Genomic DNA, 16,993 nt, shown 5'->3' with positions numbered 1-16,993 from the left:
AGAATTGAAATAATGAGGGATATAAGATAGGGGGTAAGATTAATGTAGGATGTTTCCCACATTAATGATTATTTATATTGGCTCACAATAAGTGCCAATTATGGCGGGTACACTAACTGCTGGCTTGATCTGACGCTGCTGATGGACAGTAATTTGACATTACAAACGGCGCGCTCAGGTCTTTTTTATGGCATGAGCGCTAAAAGTTAAAATTAGTGGGTTTCTAATATCAAACATCAAGCTACAATTTCTATCAAATTTCCATCAGGGTCTTCGATGATAGCTTCATAATAGCCATCACCCGTCAATCTTGGTGCTCCGACCAAAATTCCTTTTTCTTTTGCGATCAAAGCCAGTTTATCCACTGCTTCTTGATTTCCTACAGATAGTGCTAGGTGTGCCCAGCCACATCTATTATTCGTTTGTTGCTGTTTTTCGAGGCCCGGCTTAGTCATTAACTCGATAGTCGGCCCTTCATTGAGTTGAATGAAGTAAGATTCAAACCCTGGGTTATTCGTGCTGCTATATTTTTCATTGGCGATACCACCAAAGAATTCTTGCCAAAAAATAGCCTGTTCTTCCAGATTAGAAGTCCACAATGCAATATGAGCGACTTTCATTCCTAAACCTCCGGTTGATGATACAAAATAAAGTTAAGAACAAAATATTAGCGTTGCGCTAGGTATGAAATAGACAGAAGGAGGTTTGTGTATAATCCCCATGTCGCTGTCTTTATGACTTCCCGCTATTTAGGATATTAAGCACTTCTGTATGTAATTTTGAGTTGGCGCTAGCGACAATAGCCCCACCTTTTTCCGCTCTACCACCGTCGAGAGTGGTAACTATGCCACCGGCATGCTCAATAATTGGAATAAAAGCAACAATATCGTAGGGTTGCAGTGAATATTCGACGCATATGTCAATATTCCCCGCAGCTAACATTGCCATGGCGTAGCATTCTCCGCCATACCGTGTCATCAATGTCTTTTTCTTGAGTTGATCAAAATTATTATCTTGGTACAGATTTACAGACTCGGGTGATGTGGTGTGGAGGATGGCCTGTTCAAGCGGAATATCTCTTCTGGTTGCCATGCGGGTGTCACCCAAACGACCTGAAAAGCGAGACGTCTGACCATCGGACCAGAATTTATCGCCAGTATAAGGTTGACTCATCATTCCCATCACGGCTTTGTTATTGTGCATTAATCCAATCAGACAACCCCAGACAGGTAAACCACAGAGAAAAGGCCGCGTACCATCAATCGGATCGATGACCCATTCGTACTCAGCTTCACCTGTCCGGCCAAATTCTTCACCCATGATGGCATGATCTGGATATCGTTCGCTGATAATTTCCCTCAGCAATAACTCTGTTTCGCGATCGACATTTGTCACAGGATCAAAACGAAACCCTTCTTTAACTTTGGTATCGATATCAATCAGTTTTGGGCTTAAATAACTTTGCAATGTTCTGGTTGCTGCAATATCAGCAAGTTCATGTAAAAAGCTTACATCGGGTAAAGGTGTGTTCATGTGAAATCCTTTAGAACGTAGACCACTGAAAATTTATTATGCTTTTTTGTGCTCGATTGTGCAATATTTGAATATGTATCCGCTTTTTATCGACACAGCAATCATTACATTGCACAATAATGCAATATCGAGCATGACTGACCGTTTGTCGGCGCTTCTGGTCATCATGCCTCTGGTAACGGTAGCAAAATATCAACCTAATCATGTTCACGGTGACAGAATGATAAAACTTATTATCACAGACCTTGATGGTACTTTCCTGAATAGCCAGGGCGACTACGATAGAGAATTATTTGCCAATGTCAGATTGCTGATGGCTGAAAAGAAGGTTCAGTTTGCGGCATGCACAGGAAAACAGTGTGAAAGAGTTGAAGAGCTATTTGGCGAATTTAGTCGGGATATGTGGATTGTTGGCGACAGTGCAACCCGCATCAAACATAAAGGCGAATATGTATTTCAATCGCTTATCTGCAATGAGCTTGGACGACGAATTATTCATCGGCTTCAAGAGCTTAATCCCCACCACGTTATTATTGCCTGCACTCCTGAAGGGGCTGTTATCTCCACCCATATTCCATCACGACTAAAAGATAAAATCAGAGGCTCTTATACTCACCTTACACAAGTTGATTGTCTGGATACCCTGCGAAGCGATTTCGTCAAGATTACCGTTTATGATGAGGAAGGTAACTGCCCTCAGACGCGTTTGGGCCTAGTTCCTTTTGAACGCGAGGCATACATTGTCGTGTCGGAAGCATCTTGGATTGATATTGCGGATTATGGTGTGCATAAGGGCACTACAGTGCAGAAACTTCAACAGATGCTGCAAGTCGGTCCACATGAAACCATGGCTTTCGGTGATGGCTATAATGATATCGAATTATTGGCCGAAGCAGAGTATAGCTTTGCTATGCGAAATGCATTTGAAGAAACAAAAGCTGTCGCTAATTATATCACTGGGACAAATGACGAGAGTGCGGTTCAAAAAACCATCTGTAGATTACTTTCACTCCAGTCCTGATAGATTTTAATAGCCAAGCGCTAATCCATCGGTGGATTTATTTTCAAGAAGGTCGGGGAAATACCTTCTTGAAACCTTATGGCGAGTCAATACAGTGGATTACTCAGCTAATTCGATATGCATACTGACACCCGAGAAATTCTGAATTTTTGCTCCCTTGATCACCACCGCGATATCAATATCTTCACAGGTTGCCACTTTATATCTTGCGACCTGAGATATTTTATCTTCTGTGGCGGCAGCAATGACTTCATTACTTTGACTGAGAACTTCTTTTTTAAAGCAGGCGTCTTCATAGTAAACCGCACTCAGCCCAGCCTGAGGATCAAGCCCACACACACCAATAAATGTCTGATCGAAAACCATACCGCGAATTTGATTTACCGGCTCAGAACCTAACGTACTTCCCGTTTGGGCATTGACCTTTCCTCCAAGCAGAATCAACTCACCTTTACTGCGCCCACAGGCTGCTGCGGCTATTTGTGGTGAGTTTGTGACAATGGTCAGTTCCAGCTCATCAGGGATAAATTCTACCATGGCGAGGTAGGTAGAACCGGCATCAATAAAAAGACAAGTATCAGGTCTGATCAATTGTGCGCACTTCTGCGCGAGCCTTGATTTTTCTTGCACGTTTTGTGACACGCGAGTATCAAAACTGGCGGATTGTTTTAGCTGACTGACTGCACCACCGTAGACTTTTTTGCACACGCCCTTTCGGGCCAGTTCCTGTAAATCTCTGCGTATAGTGTGCTCTGAAACGCCAAGCTTTCGGGCTACATCGGCGCAAACAACCCGGCCAGTTTCAGTCAGCATTTGATAGATAATGGACTGCCGCTGCTCGGGGAATACATCATAATCGGTCACGTCAGGTCCTTAAATCATCAGAAAGTATCTAAACCAAGCATAGTAAATACGACGCAATGATTTACGTCAAGACTCTCAAGGCGGGGAGGGGGGAGCCGCTAGACAGTGGTGAAAGTATTAATCTTACTTTCTTCACAAAGCAAAAAGCCCTAAAATTTTTGTTACCATAAATACGATGAGTATCTCGTCTTGATGGGGTCATTAGAGTGAATGCTCGGTGTTTTTACATAATGAAGAGACTACTGAGTTAGCCTTAGTGGAGGCGACACGAAATGTCTTCATACCGCTGCCTAGTATCTTAGGTGTACTGGCACATACTCAATCAGTCACTTTTTTATCCTATGTGCAATCAGATCTGACAGTTGGTTTGGTGCCAGGAGCGGGCATTACCAGAGCCCCTTTATATTAATCAATAAGTCGCAGATCGGCCTGGTGAGTTTTATCCAAATAAGAATTTACAGCCAGTTATCATTGTAAACGTCATTATCAGATAAAAGAACTGACGTTGTGAAAGCGAGGGGAAGCAACCTTTTCTGGCCAGCGTATAGATGACACCTGCAAGTAAAATAAACGCAGTTGTTGAAGATGGCAGTTCACTAAGTAAAATCCAGAATGAGCGATCCATCAATACATCTCACCGTTGCCAAAACGGAATGTTATATTTTGTTTTCTGGTATCCCTCACGCCTCCCATGTTGAGTAAATTTTCAACAACGGTGTTTATTGAAGAGCTTGGTATTTCATCATTAAAGTATGGTTGTCTGACTGGTCCTGCAACCAAATCGACATTATTTATTCTCTCAAATGACATTTTCCCTGAGAAGCCAGAACTGCATAGTGAATGAAGCTGCTTACGGATGAAGCCACTGACATATGCAGCAAACCACGGCCTGCTGAATACCGTTGTGTATTTTTTTTCTGAGGGCCATAGGTAGCTGTCCAGTTCTCTGCAGTTGTAGTTCAGTGTGTTTCCATCAATGTGTAAATATCCATACATTCTGAATCCAAACCATGGAAAGCTAATATGAGGATTGACTGTTTTGGTACGGCCCGCCAGAGCTGTCCGTTTGGCAAGCAACACTAAACATCTGTCTGTTTCATCGAGTACTTCATACCAGGAAACCGGAGCTGGCTCTCCCCAGTATTCTTCGTTATACAGGCAATTATAGACCTGAACGATATCCAGATCGTTTAATGTCTTTATACGGTCATTCACCACAGCCTCTGTTAAGGTGCCCTTCAGCGCTGCTAATTGGGATAATCGTTGAAGGTCAGATGCTGGCAGACGGTTTCTGTATGTCTGGAGTTCTTCTCGCATGTGAGCAACGATTTGCTGATCCTCGATAGCTATATCACTGGTGGTGTGATTTAGCAGATCTCCCCAGCTAGAAAACCGATAAAAATACGCGACCATCTCATAGGCATGGTTCAATTGAACATTGCAGTGATCTCTGAGGAAGCGAGCCTGTTTGCGAAGCTGATTGAGTGATGGGACATAACGGTGATCGTTAACATCGAGGTGTCGGAGCATTGCATATGCCTTTTACAAATACTCTGCGGCCTGTAAACACAGAGCAAAGTTAAAAGGATATGCTCTGAAAACTAAAGGGTAAAAAGCGCTTTGGCGGATTTGTCTACAGGCTGACAGGTCTGCGCATAACCTGTTAAGCAGATTATTAAACAATCCAATGACAGTCAATAGCCTGCGTTAATTATGTGCTCATGACTTAACTGGCCCTGAGGCAACTATAGTTTCATAACCCGCATTCTACATATTTTATTCTTAGGGAAAGTGAAGAGCTATCAACGTCCGCTCCTCGCTCACAGCAGTCGCACCTAAAGGTTTTCCATATAATAAAACGCTTTCACTAACTCATCTTCTGTAAGCGGCGATACCAAACTCGCCCCTGTATCTTTCTCAATCTTCATCAATAGCTCGCTACGGGTTATGCCCAATCTATTCGCAACATGGTTAGCGCAACTCCGTGCGTGTGACGCTCTATGCGCAAGAAGGCCTTCTGCGGCTAGAACTTTTCTTCTTGATGACGAATGTGACATTGATTCCTCCTTTAGTCTAAATTACTCCCCATATAAGCATTATGCGATAAGAAAAATAACGATGTTTCTCGCTAGCTTTAACCGGGAAACACCGTAAGCGCAACTTCGTAAACCACAATAGCTGAAGTTGATAATAGTGTCCTCTGTTCGCTCTTGAGGGACAACCATACTCAAATCTCCCACACTTAAGGAGATTTGAGTATGAACTCGTCACCGTGGAACAAAGACCGTATCATCGGCCAAAAAAGACCGCTTCAGATATCTCATATCTGGGGGATCTGAATTAGACTTGAATTGGAAGGTAAAATGCGCGATCTGGCCCTGTTCAACATGGCTTTGGACAGTAAGCTACGGGGCTGTTATCTAGTTAAACTCAAAGTATCAGATATTGCATATGGCAGTTCTGTTTCAAGCAGAGCGACGGTGTTGCAACAGAAGACTGGTAGCCCAGTGCAATTTGAGTTAACTAAAGGGACAAGAGAAGCTGTTGCCGCATTGATAAAGCTTGGTCTTGAAGATTCGCTGTACAGCACACATTCCATGAGAAGAACAAAACCTTACCTAATCTACAAGAAAACCAAGAATCTTCGTGTAATACAACTCCTGCTAGGTCATAAGAAACTGGAAAGCACAGTCCGTTATTTGGGCATTGAAGTCGATGATGCGTTAGAGATCTCTGAGTCGATTGAAGTCTAAGATTGTCGGGGCTGCAACAGCAGCAGCCCTGTGCCAGGAGTGGACATCGTAAAAAGCTAAGCATATTGATTACTTAGTTACTATTCAGAATCACGAAAAGCACATTAAAGATTGGCGCGGGGTATCAGTAGAGCTTACTGTTGCTATCATGATTTCTGCCAAGCAATCGAGGAAAACAATGGCACGTCGAGCTGAGCTGAGGGGGATAGCCAATGCTCTTAATGAGAGCTTTGTAAGCCGTAACAACGATTTCAAAGGATTCAGGACTATTGGCCAGTTAAAGTTATTCGCTATTAATAACAACCTCAGCACTATGGTTTTTTTCCTTACTCCTCCTAAGAGTGTCCCCCACTGTAATCTGAGACATTATGTTGTACTCCACTATGCAGCCATGCTCGCGCATATATTAAGAAAGCAACAAATCCCTGATTTTTGGATAAGTGAAGCTAGCATTACGATCGACTTTAACGTTAATGCTGAACACGAACATTTGAATAAATGCTCAACATCAGGTGAGCCTTTTAAGTGCCATTGTCAGATAATTGATGACGCGGGTCGCAGTTACTCTTCCGCCGTTTACGGTAGATGCCAGGCTCACTCATCTGTGAAAGAATTAAAATCGACTCGAAAACTAACTGTGTAAAAAATCTGTTGAACTTCCGTTCTTCGCTCTTAGCTGACCCAGCACCTCGCTTGGTGCAGGAGCCGACGTTACCTACTTCACGTTATGCTAATCAAAATTGAACATTTTGAGAGGAATTATAAGGTTGAAGTTTGTTCCCTTTCAAAAAAGACTTTCGGCATGAGTAAAATGGTACGTAAGAATTATCCTGAGGTAGGTGAAGTGAAGGCTCCCTACGGTTGATTTGTCAGCAGTAGCTCAGCGTATAGTGATAAATTAGACTAATCATCTATTGATGTAGGAGAAATAATGTCTTTTGAACAAGCACCTCAACTTCAAACAGATCGCTTGATATTGAAGCAGTTTACACTCGATGATTTTCCTGCACTGAAGGCATCCTGGGACACACCTGAAATGGCAAAAATTAATGGTGGCGAAAATCCTTCAGCTGAAATGGTCTGGACCCGTTTACTCCGTTACATCGGACATTGGCATGCGTTAGGTTATGGGTACTGGGCAGTATTTGAGAAAGCTACAAATCGTTATGTTGGTTCGTTTGGTTTTCAGAATGCACATCGCGATTGCACACCTGAACTGAAATATCCTGAAGCTGGATGGTCTTTAATTTCAAAAGCCCGTGGCAAAGGTTATGCAACTGAAGCACTGGCCGAAATTTTACTTTGGGCCGACAATAATTTTTCTTCTCCAATATGCTGCATTATTGATGATGAAAATGAGCGTTCAAATTATTTGGCAGAGCGTTTTGGTTTCCAGTTTCAAACTTATGCTTCCTATCGTAGTAAGCAGGTAAGATTGTTGGTCCGTCGGTGAACTCTAAATTAGTGTTTTTAAATAGCCAACAGCCACTAACCTATACCCTGTTGGCTAACAACGTCTGGAACGACACCTTGATCAAAACTATCTTGGCAATTTATCGACAGATCTAACGTCTGCTCCTCGCTCATAGCAGTCCAAAAGCACGGTTGCTGGCAGCTTTGTGCCAGGAGCGGACGTTCAGAAAGTCCCATTGCGTGATTCAAACGAGAGTATTTGAGGCTATTGTGATAAAATAGATTATTATTAAACTCTATTTTTGAGGTGACGATGGGCCGTTCAACCAAAATACAGGCCGAATCTAATCGGGCATTGATAGTGGAAAAGGCCAGCGGCCTTTTCAGGGCTCATGGCATAGCTAATGTCAGTGTTTCGGACATCATGAAAGCTGCTGGCATGACAGCAGGCGGATTTTATAAGCACTTCGAATCCAAAGAAAGTCTGGCGCAAGAAGCTGTTAGTCTCGCATTTGACTCTTCCACTACCAACTGGAGCAACGTTTCCTTAGAGCAAGGTGGTAACCTACAGCGTGAGATAGCCCAATATTATTTCACGCAAAAACCGACAGATAAGCGTTGCCCAATGCTTGCCTTTGGTAATGACTTAATGAAACGTGATAACCCCTCACTCGCAGCAGAATGCACTGCAGGCATCAATAATCTGTTTGAGATTTTTGCGGACACAACTACATCGAGTGGATATGAGGATAGTGATCTCGTGAAGTTTGCGGCAATGGTTGGGGCGAATTATTTAAGTGAGCTGAGTAGTGATCCAGAATTTGCAAGTCGAATGAAAAAGGCTGTTCTTGAAAGCTTGTGATCCCAGGTCAGTGAATGCGGGAAAACAGAAGGTTTCCCGCATTTACTTAAGCTATTGGTAACTGTGAGGTAGCGGGTTTTTTGATTGCATTTACCAACTCCTCGGTGGTGAGAACTTCGGTAGCGTATGTTGGACCATCAATATCCATTGCAGCATGCAAGGCTTCGTGAGAACGGGCGGATGTTGCGTCTCTCACCAGAGTAACGTGGAAGCCAAGTTCCATACCAATGCGTGCAGTAGCCTCAAGACAGGTGTTGGCTAAAAGACCCACGCAGATGATTTTCTCCTTACCATAGCGTTTCAGTTTGTGCTCAAGATCAGTGTTTGGGAAACCGCTTGATCCCCAGTGTTCAGTTGCGACCACGTCGCCTTCATGTACCTTGAAGTCATCATGGAAGCTTCCTCCCCAGGTTCCTTTTGCAAATGCCTGACGCTGCCCAGCTCCCAACTGATAAGGTGACGGATATTTCCAGTCTTCATAATCGCCCGGCTCCCAACGATGGTGCGGAACGTGGTAAACGGTAATTCCAGCCTCGCGAGCAGCCGCCACAATTTTGCGCAGGTTCTCGTGCATGTTGTTTTCTTTTGCGATGTCCTTCACCCAGGGGAACAGTTTTCCGCCCTCGGCCAGAAAATCGTTATACAGATCGATACACAGCAATGCAGTGATTTCGGGTTCATACACCGGGTTGGTCATGTCTTACCTCTCAATTAGATGGTGCAAACAGCGTTAATGTAACAATAGATTATGATCATAATCTATTTTAGTAAAGAGAAAGTTAAGACAGCCTCTGGATGGGAAAAATACGAAACCCGTAACAATAATTTGGCGAAGGGATCCCGTGTGAGTAAGAACTTCGGGAAATACACGCCAGACAAAGGCTTACTATCGTTTTGTCGCTCCAGTATACGAGTTGACCGTCTGGTGCCAGCAGCGGACGTTGTTTTTTCTTCGGTATATCAATCATAGGGGAGATTAATTGGTACTATTAGTTGTTAATCGGCATTGCTATGTTTAGCTCATGCCTCATGAATCAAGTACTAGGAGTTATGGCATGGATATCAAAGAGTTTCCTCCGGGAGTGATGGAACATCTTGGCTGGTATGTATATCGATTAATTGATCCAAGGGATGGAAGTACATTTTACGTGGGGAAAGGGAAAGGGAATCGAGTATTTGCTCATATGCGCGGTGAAGTCGCTGCGGTTGATGATGATGATGAATTGCTCAGTAATAAACTCAAGCAACTTCGAGAGATAAGGTTGGCTGATCTTGAGGTCATCCATGTAATCCACCGGCACGGTATGGCAGATGAAAAGACCGCGTACGAGGTTGAAGCTGCACTTATCGACGCCTACCCCGGTTTAACTAACATCATGAGCGGTGCTGGCAGTAATGAATATGGTGCAGCACACATCAAAGAATTAATCGCAACATACCAACCCGAAACAGTCGTGTTCCAACATAAAGTCCTGATGATTTCCGTGAATAGAAGTTCAAAGGATGTAGACCTCTATGATGCCGTACGATTTAGCTGGCGTGTGCGTGTTGAGCGTGCTCGTAAGGCTGAATTTATACTGGCTACAGTGAGGGGAATCGTCAGAGGGGTTTATATAGCTGATGAGTGGCTCGAATCTACCCGCGAGAATTTCCCTGAGATGCCTTCATGGGATGCAGATGATGAGTTTGAATCTACTCAAAAATCCCGCTTTGGATTCAGGGGAAGACTCGCCCCTCCTGATATAGCAAAAATTTACCTTAGTAAAAAGATTCCGGACGTTCTAAGAAAGAAAGGCGCTATGTCTCCTGTGAAATATTCTCCAGATTTTTGATGTCTGAATAGTGAAAGGCCACTGTTTCTGTTAGCGCTTTTTTGGGAAAAAGTGGCAACGTCTTCTTTTCGCTCATCAGTGACAACCATACTCAAATCTCCCACACTTAAGGAGATTTGAGTATGGTTGTCACCGTGGAACAAAGACCGTACCATCGGCCAAAAAAGGCCGCTTCAGATATCTCATATCTGGGGGATCCGAATCAGACTCGAATTGGAAGGTAAAACGCGCGATCTGGCCCTGTTCAACATGGCTTTGGACAGTGAGCTACGGGGCTGTTATCTAGTTAAACTCAAAGTATCAGATATTGCATATGGCAGTTCTGTTTCAAGCAGAGCTACGGTGTTGCAACAGAAGACCGGTAGCCCAGTGCAATTTGAGTTAACCAAAGGGACTAGAGAAGCCGTTGCAGCACTCATAAAACTGGGCAATCTGTACAGTAAAAACTACTTATTTCAATCTCGGGTCAGTAATTGCCAACATATATCAACCCGGCAATACAAACGAATTTTTCATGGGTGGATAGCAAAGATTGGCCTCGAAGATTCGCTTTACAGCACACATTCTATGAGAAGAACAAAACCTTACCTGATATACAAGAAGACCAAGAATCTCAGGGTGATCCAACTGCTGTTGGGTCATAAAAAACTGGAAAGCACAGTCCGTTATCTGGGCATTGAAGTCGATGATGCGTTAGAGATCTCTGAATCGATTGAGGTCTAAGGTAGTCAGGGCTGCAATAGCAGCCCTATACCAGGAGTGGACGTAGATTGAAGGTAGCCTGCAAAAATGACTTTTATCCTTTTAGTTAACTTAACGTGTTGCTTGCGAAAGAACGATGATTACGCAAAAATGAATGAACGTTCATTCGTATCTGAATTGTGATTCATTCAATTCAGTCTGTTGTCAAAACAAGCAGAGGCAAATTATGACCAGTAAAACGCTCAGACTTTTATTTCCTCAATGGCAAGGAGGCAATAATCCCCCCTATCATCTTGGGTCGCTTCTTCTCTCGTATCTTTCCCCCGAATCGGATGGCCCCGTTGAGTCTGTTCCGGTCGATGAGCCCACAACGCAGCCACAGGCCGAAGTGGATGGCATTACCGCTAAACCTCAAATTATCAGGCAGCTCAAAGATGCAGCCACTCTGATTGAGAAACATAATCCCGATTCAATCGTCGTTTTTGGTGGCGATTGCCTGGTATCACTGGCTCCTTTTACACATCTGCTCAATAAATACGGTGATAAACTGGGTGTGCTCTGGATTGACTCTCACCCTGACGTACAGACTACTAAACAATATCCAAACGCTCATGCCCATGTTCTTGGAGCACTCATTGGAACGGGTGATAAAGATTTAGTTGCTCACGTAACCACCAGGCTTAATCCCTCAAAAATAATGATTGCAGGTATCCACGATCCACTGGCTTATGAAGCTGACTACCTTGCTCGTCATAACATTGCGACTATCGGTCCTGAACAAGTCAAAAACGGCGCGAAAGAAGTTATGGAGTGGATTGATAGGGAAAGTCTTGAGTATCTGGCGATACACCTGGATCTGGACGTTCTCGAACCGTCACTTTTCCGTTCTGTTCTTTTCGCCAAGCCTGGTAGAGGAGTGCACGACTTTGGTGACGTGGCAGAAGGCCAGCTGACGATTGAAGATGTACTCAACCTGATAGCTCAGACAACCTCAAAAACTGAACCAGTCGGCCTTACGATTGCGGAACATCTGCCGTGGGATATGCTGAACCTCAAGAATATGCTCAGTGCGTTGCTGCTGATGAAGTAACATCTGATTCTTGGAGCCAGACTACAGAGTTCAACACTGGCTCCAGGAATAAAAGCGCGCTACAGTCCTGACACCAGATTAAACACAATAGTCAACATGTTAAAGAAAACCGAAACCTACCATAAACTGATTACCGCTGCTGCTGCCTGCTTTGCAGAAAAAGGCTTTAATGCGACAAGCGTGCGTGAAATTTCTACCCGGGCAGGGATCAGTCAGGGAGCGATGTACACGTATTTCAAAAGCAAGGATGACCTCATCAAGGCAATCGTTCTTGAAGAGCAGAATTCAGCGTTAACAGCGCATAATGCTCCATCTAACGGCACTTATTTCGACCGCCTTTGCGAGCAGATTACTTCGTGTATAAGCGATGTAGGATACCCAGTCACGCATCAACTGTGGGTTGAAATCATGGCGGAGTCTGCACGGAACCCCGAATTGCAAAAAACGTATATTTCCAGTGATACCATTATGCGGCAAAGTATTGCAGGGATTATCGTAGAAGGTATTGCTGCGGGAGAGTTTCGCCGGGATATTAGTCTGGAAGAAACCACGATTATACTTTTTGCCTTTATCGATGGTTTAATCGCACGCAAAGCCATAAACGCGTCCTTTTCTTTTAGCCGTGACCTGCCTATGTTTTTTGAGCTAATGTCAAAATTATTGAAATAATGCCAAACAGGTTTAGTCAAAACGATAATCCACGAATTGCAAATGTCCGCTTCTCGCTCATAGCAGACTTAGCGGTCCTACAACCCGACCGCTAAGTGCCAGGATCTGACATCCAATCGCTTTTATCAGCACACTTTTTGCACATGTCATCCCACGCAAATGTTTATTATGGCACTGCCATCGCCAGCCGAATCCCAACTGCAGTAAAGGCCAGTGCGACACCCCAACGAATGCCGGTCATCACCCTGTGATTTCCTAATACACTATGACTAACGGCCGAAGCAAAAATGCCATACAGAGAAAATACAGCAAAAGTCATGGCTGCAAAAATAGCCGAAAGAATCAACATACTCTGTGTGGGGTGTACATCCTTGGTGGCGATAAACTGCGGAAGAAAAGCCAGAAAAAATAGCGACAGCTTGGGGTTAAGAAGATTGGCAACTACAGCTTGCTGTATCAAAGCGCGATGAGATAACGCCAATCCGGGGTAGTCAGCGGATAAAAGTCCCTTATCCCGTAGCGTTTGCCACGCCATAAATAACAGGTAAGCCACACCGGTATATTTCACAAGGGAAAATAGCAATGGACTGGTATGTAATAAGGCGGCAAGGCCAGTAATAGCCGCCAGCATATGAGGCAACACCCCCAGAGTGCATCCCACTGCGGCAATTATCGCGCTACGTTTTCCCTGCCTTAGACCTGCGGAAAGCGTAATGATGGCACCAGTACCGGGCGACATAACGATCAGCAGAGATGTCACCAGAAAATCATTATAAGGAATCAAAATTTTACCCTCATCGGAAGCTGAAAATAGCCGCTTCAGCATCTGATTAAGAGCGTATTTCTGTCTTGAATAAAATTGCAGAGTAGTGACAGCTAGATTTTAGAAATTTGTTGCACATAGAGGCCCGGCGTATAGCCATAACTGCGGACAAACAGACGAGTCATGTGGCTTTGATCCGCAAACCCACCGGCAATGGCTGCATCAACAAGGCTCATTCCGCCCGTAATAAGCTTTCGAACCAAGGACAGACGTCGTTGCAAAAGATAGGCATGCGGGGTCATCCCACTATAGTGTGCAAAAGCGCGCAGAAACTTAAATTGACCCAGCCCGGCAATTGCCGCCAGCTCAGAAAGGGATATGGCACTCCCCGGCTCATCATCCATTCTTTCCTTTGCGTACAACACTCCTTTTAATGGTATTTTCATCTGAAGTCTGGGCATTTGGGCCAATGTTGAGGTCATGACTAACATCACCTCATCCGCAGCCAACCTTTCTACATCGCCATTACCGCTAATAATGGAGTGATATAATCGATTAAAATTTTCAGCTATGCAGGCATTAGTCAACACAGGCAGAGTAAACTCGCCGCTGACAAATCTCCCATCGGTAATATCCCTAAAACAGCGATTGATAAGCTCAGTATCAAAATAAAGCATTCGCCAGGCTCGCGGACCGCCGAGAGGTGTCCCATCATGAACTTCCCCTGGGTTAACAGTAATGATATCACCAGCGATTGACTCGACATACCCGCGCCCACTCAGTGATTTTTGTCCGCCGTTGTCCATCAAACCGATGCCGAACTGGTCGTGAGTATGCCGCCCAAAAGAAAAATCGCTGTTGGCGTTTACCGCCTCGATACCAGCGACAGTAATAGGGAGAAGTTGAATCGAGTGTTGGCGCACGATATTAGACTTTTTCCTGTCGCAGTTGGTCGTGTTGCTCGAGTTCATAATCGATAAATGCATCGATCATAGTCCGATAGACCTTTTCGATAATCACTTCGGGAAGTCCTGCTTCAGTGGCTTGTTTACATACCTTGTCGATTACCTGCTGGACGCGGTCTGGAGCACGGACGGCTGAGTGGTCAATTTTGAAAACTGCTGCAGCTTTAACACATTCGCTGCGTTGCGCAATCATCTTAACCAGTTCTCTATCAATTTGATCGATTCGGTTTCTAGCGTCTTCAATTGACAAAAAATTCATTTTAAATCCACCTAGCTAGTACGTGAGTTTGTTAGGTTACATAAAATTTCGATTAAATACAGTATTGAACCTAAAAGGTTGTCGCTGAGAGTACGATATATCAAGTAAAACCTACCCAGAAACTCGCAGCTATTGGTCTGGTGATGAATTAGTGAGCCTGAAGGTTCGCCCCTCGATCATAGCTGCTCGATGTTTTTTAGGTGGTTTAGTGCCAAGAACGGACATTGCAAACATCACGGTGTATAAATTAAAGCAGAGTAGGTTGCATAGACAGTGAAACCTACGCGCAGAAAAGTTGTGCAGTAGCAGGGGAATGATAAGATTAACGATTGCTCCCTCTCAATAAGGAAATTAGCATGAGTAAGCTGGTACGGAGGAATTATTCTGAGTTGGGTGAGGTAAAGGCTCCTTATGTCCACTCAGTAAGGCACAATAACACGCTCTATATTTCAGGGCTGACTGCGTTTGGCACTGCCGCACAGCAATCAGGCATTGCCGTACAGGCTGAAGAAATATTCTGTCAGATAAGGGAAATAGCCAGTGCCGAAGGTGCTGATTTTTCGGCCCTTATCAAAGTGACCATATTTATTACTTCTTTTGACGAGATCAACGAACTGCGCACGGTACTCTACCGAAATTACGGTGATCATTTGCCAGCCAGTTCTCTCGTTGAAGTTAGCCGTCTTTTTTCGCCTGACCTCAAGATAGAAATTGAGACTATATTTGGCCTCTGATTCATGTTTTACAACCGGGTAGCAGCAGTATAGTGAAGGCCATACTGATGAATACGTGTTGGGATATGCATAACAGTACATTCTTAACACCTTGGGTTTCTGCCGGTGCCAGAATCATCTGGTCAGTTCTAAATCGGTCACTTTTTGTATCAGCGTTTCAATACTCACTACACTCTTTAATTCAGCCAACCGACATCACTCCACGCAGTCTTACGCATCACTTTTCCTAAATCCTAAAATTTGACCCTATTCTTACGGGGGCTGACACTGGGAAACATGGGGCTTGCGCAGATAGGGCTATACCCAAACGGGATATTCTGCTGGTACTCATTGAATATTGGCGAATCTATTTCTCAACGTTAATGGGGGGTTATTTGCATAAATTTGCCACTCACATCTCTTTGTTGATTAACTGTAATACACAATGATGTTGTCTATCGATAAGTCATTTTTACGTTATTAGTGGTTAACTGATTCACGGTAATAATAGATAAGTCTCTTGTGAACCAATTTACTTCTAAAATATGTCCAATACACATCACATTTTTGAAGAAAATATTTGTAGGCACATTCCTACTATAAGCTTCATAAAATCTCAGTTTAATTTCCATGATGTTTATTAATGCCTTTAACCGTAGTGGGTTATCTGTCGCTTGTAAGAAATGTCTTATACATCAGTATGATGATCTATTTTTTATGAATGTTTGAAATTTACTTTTTGTTACATTTAACGTATTGGTGTTATATGGCTAACGTTTTTACACTGCGCGCACTGGTATTTAATTGATATGCTAATGCGTGTGAAAAATACCTTTTTGATTACAGTTTCATGCCATCCGATGAATGGATAGGGATATCTACAAAGAGTATTTTTACTTTAATGCACGCTGAGTTAATCAGTGGGTGGTGGATGTTGTGCCGGGTAATGTAGATTATTTTTATTCATTTTCTCAGCGGTGGATTTCTTAAATTTCCTTCCCTTAATAAGGAAAGTCGATGTCCTCTTCAAGCTTCCAAAATGAGATACCTAAGGCGCGCATTAATATTAAGCTTGACCTGCATACAGGTGGCGCTCAAAAGAAAATGGAGCTGCCCTTAAAGTTGTTGGTGATGGGTGATTACAGCAACGGTCAGGAACAGCGCCCTCTGTCCGAACGTGAAAAGCTCAATATCAATAAAAACAATTTCAACAGTGTGTTGGCTGAATTCCAACCGAGCCTGAAACTCGCTGTACCTGATACCTTGGCTGGCGATAACACCGATACCGCTGTTGCCCTGACTTTCCGTGACATGAAAGATTTCGAGCCGGAAAGTGTCGCCCGTCAAATTCCGCAACTGCGCGCCTTACTGGCCATGCGCAACCTGCTGCGTGACCTCAAATCCAATCTGCTAGACAACACCACTTTCCGCCGTGAGCTGGAAAATATCCTCAAAGACGAAGCTCTGAGCGATGAGCTGCGTGCTGAACTGGCGGCATTAGCCCCAAAAGACTGTTAATCAGCGGATTGGCCGCCAGTAAATAAAAAGATAAGA

At 43.9% G+C, this 16,993-nt stretch carries 17 protein-coding genes and 1 pseudogene; 10 read left to right on the top strand and 8 right to left on the bottom strand.

The window, feature by feature from the left end:
* Positions 1 to 236: 236 nt before the first annotated feature.
* Positions 237 to 620, bottom strand: a complete 384-nt coding sequence (locus ACIOG0_RS14080) for a VOC family protein (RefSeq protein ID WP_128451072.1) — start codon at positions 618 to 620, stop codon at positions 237 to 239.
* Between the two features lie 112 nt (positions 621 to 732).
* A complete protein-coding gene (locus ACIOG0_RS14075) occupies positions 733 to 1,533 on the bottom strand; it encodes an inositol monophosphatase family protein (RefSeq protein WP_128451071.1) in 801 nt (266 codons plus the stop codon).
* 220 nt (positions 1,534 to 1,753) lie between these two features.
* Between ACIOG0_RS14075 and ACIOG0_RS14070 the strand changes: the two genes are divergently transcribed.
* Positions 1,754 to 2,554, top strand: coding sequence for an HAD-IIB family hydrolase (locus ACIOG0_RS14070; protein WP_050295571.1), 801 nt, complete (start codon positions 1,754 to 1,756; stop codon positions 2,552 to 2,554).
* A gap of 99 nt (positions 2,555 to 2,653) precedes the next feature.
* Here the strand turns inward: ACIOG0_RS14070 and ACIOG0_RS14065 are convergent, their stop codons facing one another.
* A complete protein-coding gene (locus tag ACIOG0_RS14065; RefSeq protein ID WP_050098443.1) occupies positions 2,654 to 3,418 on the bottom strand; it encodes a DeoR/GlpR family DNA-binding transcription regulator in 765 nt (254 codons plus the stop codon).
* Between the two features lie 624 nt (positions 3,419 to 4,042).
* On the bottom strand, positions 4,043 to 4,948 hold the full coding sequence (locus ACIOG0_RS14060; protein ID WP_050098442.1) for a hypothetical protein: 906 nt from the start codon (positions 4,946 to 4,948) through the stop codon (positions 4,043 to 4,045).
* Positions 4,949 to 5,676: 728 nt separating this feature from the next.
* Between ACIOG0_RS14060 and ACIOG0_RS14055 the strand changes: the two are divergent.
* The 3 genes and pseudogenes from ACIOG0_RS14055 (at position 5,677) to ACIOG0_RS14045 (ending at position 8,446) form a co-directional block, all read left to right on the top strand.
* Positions 5,677 to 6,171 (top strand): annotated as a pseudogene (locus tag ACIOG0_RS14055) (integrase).
* A gap of 931 nt (positions 6,172 to 7,102) precedes the next feature.
* On the top strand, positions 7,103 to 7,624 hold the full coding sequence (locus tag ACIOG0_RS14050) for a GNAT family N-acetyltransferase (protein WP_050098439.1): 522 nt from the start codon (positions 7,103 to 7,105) through the stop codon (positions 7,622 to 7,624).
* Between the two features lie 273 nt (positions 7,625 to 7,897).
* On the top strand, positions 7,898 to 8,446 hold the full coding sequence (locus ACIOG0_RS14045) for a TetR/AcrR family transcriptional regulator (protein ID WP_050098438.1): 549 nt from the start codon (positions 7,898 to 7,900) through the stop codon (positions 8,444 to 8,446).
* A 46-nt stretch (positions 8,447 to 8,492) separates the two neighbouring features.
* Here ACIOG0_RS14045 and ACIOG0_RS14040 read toward each other — a convergent pair whose 3' ends face one another.
* Positions 8,493 to 9,143: an isochorismatase family cysteine hydrolase gene (locus ACIOG0_RS14040; RefSeq protein ID WP_050098437.1), complete on the bottom strand. Its 651-nt coding sequence runs from the start codon at positions 9,141 to 9,143 to the stop codon at positions 8,493 to 8,495.
* 358 nt (positions 9,144 to 9,501) lie between these two features.
* Here ACIOG0_RS14040 and ACIOG0_RS14035 point away from each other — a divergent pair, with 358 nt between their 5' ends.
* From ACIOG0_RS14035 to ACIOG0_RS14020, 4 genes are all read left to right on the top strand, one after another.
* Positions 9,502 to 10,278 carry an LEM-3-like GIY-YIG domain-containing protein gene (locus ACIOG0_RS14035; RefSeq protein ID WP_050098436.1) on the top strand — a complete coding sequence of 259 codons (777 nt, stop codon included), beginning with the start codon at positions 9,502 to 9,504 and terminating at the stop codon, positions 10,276 to 10,278.
* A 126-nt stretch (positions 10,279 to 10,404) separates the two neighbouring features.
* Positions 10,405 to 11,001 (top strand): tyrosine-type recombinase/integrase, encoded by a 597-nt coding sequence (locus ACIOG0_RS14030; protein WP_128451070.1) that lies wholly within the window; start codon positions 10,405 to 10,407, stop codon positions 10,999 to 11,001.
* 205 nt (positions 11,002 to 11,206) lie between these two features.
* On the top strand, positions 11,207 to 12,070 hold the full coding sequence (locus tag ACIOG0_RS14025) for an arginase family protein (protein ID WP_145581994.1): 864 nt from the start codon (positions 11,207 to 11,209) through the stop codon (positions 12,068 to 12,070).
* Positions 12,071 to 12,166: 96 nt separating this feature from the next.
* The gene (locus ACIOG0_RS14020; protein WP_128451068.1) at positions 12,167 to 12,739 is read left to right on the top strand and encodes a TetR/AcrR family transcriptional regulator; all 573 of its coding nucleotides are present in this window, start codon (positions 12,167 to 12,169) and stop codon (positions 12,737 to 12,739) included.
* A gap of 166 nt (positions 12,740 to 12,905) precedes the next feature.
* On the opposite strand, the gene ACIOG0_RS14015 is transcribed toward ACIOG0_RS14020, so the two are convergent.
* The 3 genes from ACIOG0_RS14015 to ACIOG0_RS14005 all read right to left on the bottom strand — a co-directional run bounded on the left by ACIOG0_RS14015 (position 12,906) and on the right by ACIOG0_RS14005 (position 14,726).
* A complete protein-coding gene (locus ACIOG0_RS14015) occupies positions 12,906 to 13,520 on the bottom strand; it encodes a LysE family translocator (protein ID WP_080985776.1) in 615 nt (204 codons plus the stop codon).
* A 95-nt stretch (positions 13,521 to 13,615) separates the two neighbouring features.
* Positions 13,616 to 14,488: an AraC family transcriptional regulator gene (locus ACIOG0_RS14010; protein WP_235895323.1), complete on the bottom strand. Its 873-nt coding sequence runs from the start codon at positions 14,486 to 14,488 to the stop codon at positions 13,616 to 13,618.
* A complete protein-coding gene (locus tag ACIOG0_RS14005; RefSeq protein WP_050098430.1) occupies positions 14,430 to 14,726 on the bottom strand; it encodes a chorismate mutase in 297 nt (98 codons plus the stop codon). Before ACIOG0_RS14005 ends, ACIOG0_RS14010 begins: the two co-directional genes overlap by 59 nt.
* Before the next feature lie 356 nt (positions 14,727 to 15,082).
* On the opposite strand from ACIOG0_RS14005, the gene ACIOG0_RS14000 reads away from it, so the two are divergent.
* On the top strand, positions 15,083 to 15,460 hold the full coding sequence (locus ACIOG0_RS14000; protein WP_050098429.1) for a RidA family protein: 378 nt from the start codon (positions 15,083 to 15,085) through the stop codon (positions 15,458 to 15,460).
* Between the two features lie 996 nt (positions 15,461 to 16,456).
* Entirely contained in the window at positions 16,457 to 16,957 is a 501-nt protein-coding gene (gene tssB / locus ACIOG0_RS13995) for a type VI secretion system contractile sheath small subunit (protein WP_050098428.1), read from the top strand.
* Positions 16,958 to 16,993: the final 36 nt, after the last annotated feature.

The sequence above is a fragment of the Yersinia vastinensis genome, from assembly GCF_044905075.1.
GTDB classification, from domain to species: Bacteria; Pseudomonadota; Gammaproteobacteria; order Enterobacterales; family Enterobacteriaceae; genus Yersinia; species Yersinia vastinensis.
Note: the sequence above shows the minus strand (reverse complement) of the source record. Positions and strands in the feature narration are given on the sequence as shown.

Coding starts and splice junctions, on each gene's coding strand:
- ACIOG0_RS14020 (WP_128451068.1), top strand. CDS start 12,167: ATGTTAAAGAAAACCGAAACCTACCATAAACTGATTACCGCTGCTGCT.
- ACIOG0_RS14010 (WP_235895323.1), bottom strand. CDS start 14,488: ATGCATTTATCGATTATGAACTCGAGCAACACGACCAACTGCGACAGG.
- ACIOG0_RS14025 (WP_145581994.1), top strand. CDS start 11,207: ATGACCAGTAAAACGCTCAGACTTTTATTTCCTCAATGGCAAGGAGGC.
- tssB (WP_050098428.1), top strand. CDS start 16,457: ATGTCCTCTTCAAGCTTCCAAAATGAGATACCTAAGGCGCGCATTAAT.
- ACIOG0_RS14075 (WP_128451071.1), bottom strand. CDS start 1,533: ATGAACACACCTTTACCCGATGTAAGCTTTTTACATGAACTTGCTGAT.
- ACIOG0_RS14070 (WP_050295571.1), top strand. CDS start 1,754: ATGATAAAACTTATTATCACAGACCTTGATGGTACTTTCCTGAATAGC.
- ACIOG0_RS14005 (WP_050098430.1), bottom strand. CDS start 14,726: ATGAATTTTTTGTCAATTGAAGACGCTAGAAACCGAATCGATCAAATT.
- ACIOG0_RS14045 (WP_050098438.1), top strand. CDS start 7,898: ATGGGCCGTTCAACCAAAATACAGGCCGAATCTAATCGGGCATTGATA.
- ACIOG0_RS14060 (WP_050098442.1), bottom strand. CDS start 4,948: ATGCTCCGACACCTCGATGTTAACGATCACCGTTATGTCCCATCACTC.
- ACIOG0_RS14080 (WP_128451072.1), bottom strand. CDS start 620: ATGAAAGTCGCTCATATTGCATTGTGGACTTCTAATCTGGAAGAACAG.
- ACIOG0_RS14000 (WP_050098429.1), top strand. CDS start 15,083: ATGAGTAAGCTGGTACGGAGGAATTATTCTGAGTTGGGTGAGGTAAAG.
- ACIOG0_RS14050 (WP_050098439.1), top strand. CDS start 7,103: ATGTCTTTTGAACAAGCACCTCAACTTCAAACAGATCGCTTGATATTG.
- ACIOG0_RS14035 (WP_050098436.1), top strand. CDS start 9,502: ATGGATATCAAAGAGTTTCCTCCGGGAGTGATGGAACATCTTGGCTGG.
- ACIOG0_RS14040 (WP_050098437.1), bottom strand. CDS start 9,143: ATGACCAACCCGGTGTATGAACCCGAAATCACTGCATTGCTGTGTATC.